The sequence below is a fragment of the Moorena sp. SIO3E8 genome (assembly GCF_010692445.1).
Lineage (GTDB): Bacteria > Cyanobacteriota > Cyanobacteriia > Cyanobacteriales > Coleofasciculaceae > Moorena > Moorena bouillonii.
Window position 1 is genome coordinate 1 of the sequence record NZ_JAAHHM010000225.1, and the last position, 6,885, is coordinate 6,885.

At 44.6% G+C, this 6,885-nt stretch carries 6 protein-coding genes; 1 reads left to right on the forward strand and 5 read right to left on the reverse strand.

Annotated features, from left to right (window positions below; all coding sequences use genetic code 11):
- Nucleotides 1–837 precede the first annotated feature (837 nt).
- The 5 genes from glmM to F6K46_RS37200 form a co-directional block, all read right to left on the reverse strand.
- Complete coding sequence (gene glmM / locus F6K46_RS37180) at nt 838–2,310, reverse strand: phosphoglucosamine mutase (RefSeq protein WP_075901432.1); 1,473 nt, start codon at nt 2,308–2,310, stop codon at nt 838–840.
- Between the two features lie 383 nt (nt 2,311–2,693).
- Nucleotides 2,694–2,993, reverse strand: coding sequence for a hypothetical protein (locus tag F6K46_RS37185; RefSeq protein ID WP_075901430.1), 300 nt, complete (start codon nt 2,991–2,993; stop codon nt 2,694–2,696).
- A gap of 245 nt (nt 2,994–3,238) precedes the next feature.
- Nucleotides 3,239–3,832 carry a DUF3177 family protein gene (locus F6K46_RS37190; RefSeq protein ID WP_075901428.1) on the reverse strand — a complete coding sequence of 198 codons (594 nt, stop codon included), beginning with the start codon at nt 3,830–3,832 and terminating at the stop codon, nt 3,239–3,241.
- 185 nt (nt 3,833–4,017) lie between these two features.
- Nucleotides 4,018–4,242, reverse strand: a complete 225-nt coding sequence (locus tag F6K46_RS37195) for a Calvin cycle protein CP12 (RefSeq protein ID WP_070393952.1) — start codon at nt 4,240–4,242, stop codon at nt 4,018–4,020.
- Nucleotides 4,243–4,377: 135 nt separating this feature from the next.
- Nucleotides 4,378–4,506 (reverse strand): hypothetical protein, encoded by a 129-nt coding sequence (locus tag F6K46_RS37200; protein WP_293067798.1) that lies wholly within the window; start codon nt 4,504–4,506, stop codon nt 4,378–4,380.
- 883 nt (nt 4,507–5,389) lie between these two features.
- Between F6K46_RS37200 and F6K46_RS37205 the strand changes: the two genes are divergently transcribed.
- Nucleotides 5,390–6,658 (forward strand): FIST N-terminal domain-containing protein, encoded by a 1,269-nt coding sequence (locus F6K46_RS37205; RefSeq protein WP_075901424.1) that lies wholly within the window; start codon nt 5,390–5,392, stop codon nt 6,656–6,658.
- Nucleotides 6,659–6,885 lie beyond the last annotated feature (227 nt).

Below are 6,885 nucleotides of genomic sequence, written 5' to 3' on the forward strand. Positions count from 1 at the left end.
TAATACCATAAAGTTCCTGAGTCAGGCTGTGTCCTTAGCAGTCAGGCAGCGTTCTCACGAATTGTCTCTGATTCCGCTTTTGAAGTGAGTGGGGTGACTTTGTCAATCTCTACACCTGAATGCTTACTCCTGTCAAAACCTTACGTCCTTTGTCTGTCAATCCTCTAGCTATGGGGTTTTGCTCTTTGGGAGTAGGATAATCAACCTCAAGATAAATTATATGGGGGTGACTGAATGTAATCTCTGGCTTTTCATTACAAACAACGATTACTCTAAATTCCGATGATGTTTGATTACATACTGATTTTACACAGTGTTAAAATAATTTAGATACTTCGAAGATTTGGAAATATTTCGACTCTTGAGTGGAATTACGAAAACTAGCATGATTAACCTTTATTGATAGAAAAACAAGCTAAAAAACTCCCATGACTTTGACTAATTTAGCCAAAGTAACGAGAGTTTTAATGTTAGGGTGAGGTAGCCATGGCGTTATGGGAACCTTGCAAACAACCAACCATTTCGTCAGCTATCAACTAACGAAAATACTGCCAATAGTTTCCGATGTACCCCTATGAAATATTAAGTTCAGGGTTTTGAACCCTTTTTCCTGATGCTTTCCACCGATTTGGTTTTTGATCGTAGATGGGCAAGGAGTTCTCATCAAGAGAGACTCAGATCAGGGTTGATGATTTACCGTCAACCATAAACCGTCAATCATAAACCGTCAACACAACCCGATCACTTAAACCATCTAAGTCAACAAAGATACAAGTTAATGATGCCAGTTATATGGTGAGCAGTTGCTGGAAGCATTTTGGTGAATTAGTGAACTAATCAGTTAGCTAAATATCGCTCAACGACATTAACTAACTCTGATGTCCAGTGGTGAGCAAGTTGAGAATTGGCGGCTTCGACCATCACCCGGATCAGGGGTTCAGTACCAGAAGCACGAACCAGAATTCGACCTTGGTCTCCCATGGCTGCTTCCCCTTTTGCGATCGCATTCGTGATGGCCTCACACTCTTGCCATCCACGTCGGCGTTCTCGGTCTTCTACCCTGACATTACGCAGCAGTTGGGGGTAAGTCTGGAAACTTTGGTCTACTAACTCCCCTAAGGTCATCCCAGATTCATGCACCAAAGAAGCTATATGTAAAGCAGTTAACATGCCATCCCCAGTCAAACCATAATGGTGACAGATGATATGTCCCGATTGCTCACCCCCTAGCATAGCTCCAGTTTGGAGCATTTTAGCTTGGACATGCTGATCTCCGACCGCTGTCCGTAGGAATTTACCCCCCAACTGCTTCCAGGCTCGTTCAAATCCTAAATTTGCCATTACCGTTGCTACCATTAGGTCTTCTGGTAGCTTTTGGGCAGCACGTAAGGTTTGACCCCAAAAATAGAGGATGTAATCTCCATTGATCTCCCGACCCTGGGCATCTACTGCCATCAATCGGTCTGCATCACCATCAAACGCAAACCCAAGATCTGCTTGGTATTCTTTTACCGCAGCTTTGAGGGGTTCGAGGTGAGTCGAGCCACAATTGACATTAATGCGATCGCCATCTGCCTGGTCATGTAAGCAAATGACTTGTGCCCCCAACTGCTCAAATACTTGTCCTGAGAGTCGCACTGCTGCCCCCCAAGCCAAATCCAGCACAATTTTCATGCCTTGTAAATTCGTCATTCCTTTCAGAGGACGGTGAAGTGCTGCGGCATAATCGGTGACCAACCCTGGGCGATAGTGATACTTCCCTTGGGTTTTACTCACTACAGTCTGATCAGTAAAACCCCTCAATCCAGCTTCTATATGCTTTTGCAGCTCCTGAGATAGCTTAGTGCCTTTCCCGCTAAAAAACTTAATCCCATTGTCTTCTGGAGGATTATGACTAGCAGAAATCATCACACCCCCTATGGCACTTGTAGCACTGCACAGGTAGGCAACACCAGGAGTGGGACATAATCCCAGGTGCCACACCTCTAGACCTGCTGTAGTCAGCCCCTTAGCTAAGGCTGTTGCCAACATATCACTAGAGTTGCGCGAATCCTGCCCCAAAATCACCGGTCCTGGTACAGCTGAGTATTCCTGTAACACCAGACCAGCCCAGAAACCCACTTGTAACGCCAAATCTTCACTGAGCAATGTTCCTGCTCGTCCCCGAATGCCATCGGTACCGAATAATGGGGTTGTCGGTAGAGTTAGGGGTTGCCAAGGTAACCTGACATTGGGGCAGTTCATTGGCTGATTCTTGGATGAGAACTCAGCACTATTCCATCCCTGGATACGGACAGGGGATGTAACCATAATTTCAATTTCCTCACATTACACACTCACTGTGGAGAATAACACTTTATTTTGCTTTGGTAGATATTCATCAATACATCCAACCCATGTTTGTAAACAAATACATCCTTGTGATCAGATTATGATCCAAGTACATTCAGATTATGATCCAAGTACATTTAGCCCTGTGAGCGCTTTGGCCAGACTTTATCAAAGATTTACTCAACCATTGACTAACTAGATCAAAGTATATTTAGCCCTGTTAGGCTTCTGGCAAGACTTTATCAAAATTGACTAACTAGATCCAAATACACTTAGGTTCCAAGAGCCTTCGGGCAAAACTTTACCAAAATTTACGTTCCTCCCTAGGAACTTAGCAGCCACCACCTGGCAAAGATGGTAAATTAAACACCAGCATTCTCCAACAACTTTTCCATAGTTTCCAAACTCAGTCCTTGCTGAAGATAACGAGGAGACTGTGGATTATAGGGAGCAGCCACTCGATCTATGCTAATGATCTTTGCCTGTGGTGGTAAGACCGCTACATCTGGGTCAAAGGATGTCGGGCGCATTAAAGAACTCGAAAAACCTTTAAAAATAGCAATTTGATCCTGTTCACCAGCTATCTGTGCGGTAACGATCAATACCTCTTTTGGGCGTTTGATGGTGTATTGTTCTAGACGCCTACCAATGGAATCCATCATCTGTGAGTTTTCAGTTGTGAGTTTGTAGTTGTGGCATTGCCTATTAGCAGGATAGGATGGTCAGTCGAGCTTTCTCGTAGTGGTAGTGACCATTAAATCTGATCAGCGCGGTTTGCCTGTAGGTTAAGTAGAATTCCGAATCCGTTAATCAACCTCCTTTGAACCAAGACTCCCCCGGCATAAGCGCCGTGGGGAGTCTCAAAGAAGATGCTACCGCCCTAAAAAATCCATTGCCAAAACCCATGTCATGGTTCAATAGCTGATCGTCCTTGTTTGCCGAGACGAAACAGAACGAAATAGCTTAAGTAAAGGACATAGAAGAATAATCCCACCATTCCCATAAAACCCAAAAATCCAGGGGTATAACCAGCATGGAAATACTGTTTGAATAACAAAGGCGGCTCCCTCAACACCTGACAAAATCCAGATGTGATTGCTCCTGGGACAAAGGCACAACGTAGAAATGGAATGCTGGCGATTGTCCCCAGAGTACAGTAAATAGTCATAGCCCAACGCCAAGATGTCAATGCTAGCTTCAAGGGAGTAGGTGGTCTATCATCAATCTCCTCATTCAAGTCAATCCAAAACCACAGGGAGATCGGGATTAAAATACGGGAGCTCAAAGCAGACACATAAGCAATCGGCCAACCGACAATCAACAAGTAAACTGTAATCGCTAGGATACTGGAAACACGCCAATAGATAATCAACAGTCGTACCATCGCATCTGCTTTCTGGAAAAATGCCCAAATTAGCAGCATCAAGGGGATAAATACTGTGAACAGAACTGCCAAACGGTAGTCCATCCAAACCAGTAATTGAATAATTTCATCTTGCATTGCTTGTTGCCGAAATGACCTTGATCTATGTTATTGCACCAATGCCCATACTGGAAATCTAGAAACAAAGCCAAGGAAAGCATCAGGCCAGTAACGCCACCAAAAAGGGTAGCAGGAGCAAATCCTAATCGGGGATTTACTCCTGCTACCCTTATGCAGAGTATTTGGCAGAACAATCCTAGAGTCTAGTCATCATATACCCGGCACTCAGCTGCGTCAGGATTATCATCACAGTACTGCTCAAGGGAGTTTTTGGGATTGGCATTTTGCCGCTTATGGGAAGCCTCTGCTTGTAGTTCTTCTACTGTATCCCAAGCTACTGCACATTCGTCTGAAGTCGCCCCTTCAGCATCACAAACGGCTCTAGCTTGTTCACGCTCTTGGTCTATTTTCTCTTGTAATTCGCTCATCTGTCTTTCGCTTTTATAATTTGATGATGTCTATTTTTATTTTGCTGATAGGATGGGTAGTAGTCACCAACCGCGCTTAGCAAAATAGTTAACGATAGGAGGCTTAATAACTAGTAATTTCGTTGAAAAGACGACCTAGTTGCTTAGGTTTTGTGCAACTCCTATCAGGGGTAAGGTTTGCCGGATTTTCTCCCGCTTCCGGGAACGGCAGCGATGCAGCGCGGTCTTGGGGAGGCAGCGACGACCTGGGGGGGTTCCCCCCATGAGCGACTGCCGTGGTTTCCCCCACTCGCGCTTTGCATGGCTGACAATGTTGTAAAGGCTGGTTGGGCTAGCAGCACATGTTTCCCTCACCTTAACTACTAGCGACAGAGCTACGAACTTGCGGTCATTCATAGGTGTCGTGACCATTACAACGATCGGACCAGTGTCCATTACCTGCATCTTAGCTAGGAAATTCCGGATTAACCAGAAATTACCAGGGAATAAACTAAGAGCGCTACTTTAATTAGCTACTTTAATTAGCTACTTTAATTTCTTAGGTTAAAGCAAAAGACCTGCTTTAACACAAATTTGTTCTTTATTTTTTAAGGTTTTCCCAATTCCCCCTTACACCCTAGTAGCTTATACCACTTCTATAACTCTTGACCCATTCCCCTTTGACTCGATCGATCTTGACATAGCTAACTTAGTAGTGTAATTGGGGTAGTGTGGTTGGGGTGGAATTTACCTTTAGCCCTTACCCTTCTTGCTATGGCTGACTTGAGGAAGGACTTCAAGTTAGAGGAAAGGCGAATTTAAGGGAAGCTGTCTGATTTACCGACTATATTACGAATTGTTACCCTTAAATTGCAGTAGAGCGGATGGCTAATATAGCAATAACTATTCATACGTTAGGCAGATATGGAGAGATTTCATCAGGCGCGCCTTAAGAAACACAGTTTATAACCCCCCTAACGCGCTTCTTTTGATAACTACTAACTTAGATTAAGTTATATTAAATTTAGTGTACCACAATAAATCCTCTGCTCAGTATCAGGTAAGGCTTAGTGGAAGTCTGCGGTAATTCACCGTTATCATAAAACCTTGAGGAGTGGCCAATCCCCTCAATAGGGAATGGTATCGGGAGTGAAATAGGTAGATATAGATGGCTAATGTGATCAAGTGGGCAAATGCTCTATCAACCCGTGCATCATTAGAAGCGGCAGTGGCCGAAGTGGCAGACTGCCTTGAGAAGTCTTTGCCTTCAAAAGCAGATTTGGGTCTGGTGTTCATCTCATCTGCCTATGCCAGTGAGTATCCTCGCCTCATCCCCCTGCTCCAAGAACGATTGTCTTTACCCGTGCTGATTGGTTGTGGTGGAAGTGGCATCATTGGGATGAACACCAATGGGTTAGCTGTGGAAGTTGAGGGAGGACCAGCCCTAAGCCTCAGCCTAGCCTGTTTGCCTGATGTTAGTGTCAAGAGCTTTCATATCCCTGGAGACGCCTTGCCAGATTTGGATAGTCCTCCTGATGCTTGGGTGGACTTGATTGGAATTTCCCCCCAAGAGCAACCCCAGTTTATTTTATTCTCTGACCCCTCGTCATCTAAAATTAATGATTTGCTCCAAGGGTTGGATTATGCTTATCCAGGGTCAGTCAAGGTAGGAGGACAGGCTAGTGGTAGCTCTATGATGGTTAAGAATGGCTTGTTTTGCCTGAAAGACCAGAACCAAGTGGCTAAGTCTCTCTACCATGAAGGAACTGTGGGGGTTGCTCTAAGCGGCAATATTCTATTAGAAACCATTGTTGCTCAAGGCTGTCGTCCTATCGGTGAAACCTATCAGGTGACTAAAGCAGACCAGAATATCCTGCTGGAATTGACACCCCTCGATCAAGGCAAGATCACCAACAGTGAGCCAGCATCCCATCCCCCATTAATGGTGTTGCGCGAGTTAATCCAAAGTATGGATGAGGCAGACCGTAAACTGGCACAACATTCACTCTTTGTCGGAGTTGCCCGAGATGAGTTTAAACAACAGCTCGGTCAGGGAGACTTTCTGATTCGCAATCTGTTAGGTGTGGATCCGAGGATTGGTGCGATCGCTATTGCTGATCGGATTCGACCCGGTCAACGTATTCAGTTCCACCTCAGAGATGCTCAGACTTCAGAGGAAGACTTGGCACTCCTTCTTGAGGACTATCAAAAGCAAACTAACACCACTCCAGCTGCTGGTGCTTTGATGTTTTCCTGTCTGGGGCGAGGAGAAGGGCTTTACGGTAAACCTAATTTTGATTCCCAACTATTCCACCGTTATCTCAAGGATATTCAGCTGGCGGGCTTCTTCTGTAACGGGGAAATTGGGCCAGTAGGCAGTAGTACGTTTTTGCACGGTTTCACGTCAGTTTTTGGGATTTGCCGTGCGAAAGAGTAACAATTATGGCTTAATCACAAAAACAGAACAGAATGAAGAATGAAGAATTAAGAATGAAGAATTAAGAATGGATAAATTCTAAATTCTAAATTCTAAATTCGTAAGCATTCAGGTGTAGAGATTGACAAAGTCACCCCACTCACTTCAAAAGCGGAATCAGAGACAATTCGTGAGAACGCTGCCTGACTGCTAAGGACACAGCCTGACTCAGGAACTTTATGGTATTA

Excerpts from the sequence above, each read along its gene's own strand:
- glmM (WP_075901432.1), bottom strand. The coding sequence starts at position 2,310 with ATGGTTACATCCCCTGTCCGTATCCAGGGATGGAATAGTGCTGAGTTC.
- F6K46_RS37185 (WP_075901430.1), bottom strand. The coding sequence starts at position 2,993 with ATGATGGATTCCATTGGTAGGCGTCTAGAACAATACACCATCAAACGC.
- F6K46_RS37190 (WP_075901428.1), bottom strand. The coding sequence starts at position 3,832 with ATGCAAGATGAAATTATTCAATTACTGGTTTGGATGGACTACCGTTTG.
- F6K46_RS37195 (WP_070393952.1), bottom strand. The coding sequence starts at position 4,242 with ATGAGCGAATTACAAGAGAAAATAGACCAAGAGCGTGAACAAGCTAGA.
- F6K46_RS37200 (WP_293067798.1), bottom strand. The coding sequence starts at position 4,506 with ATGGGGGGAACCCCCCCAGGTCGTCGCTGCCTCCCCAAGACCGCGCTG.
- F6K46_RS37205 (WP_075901424.1), top strand. The coding sequence starts at position 5,390 with ATGGCTAATGTGATCAAGTGGGCAAATGCTCTATCAACCCGTGCATCA.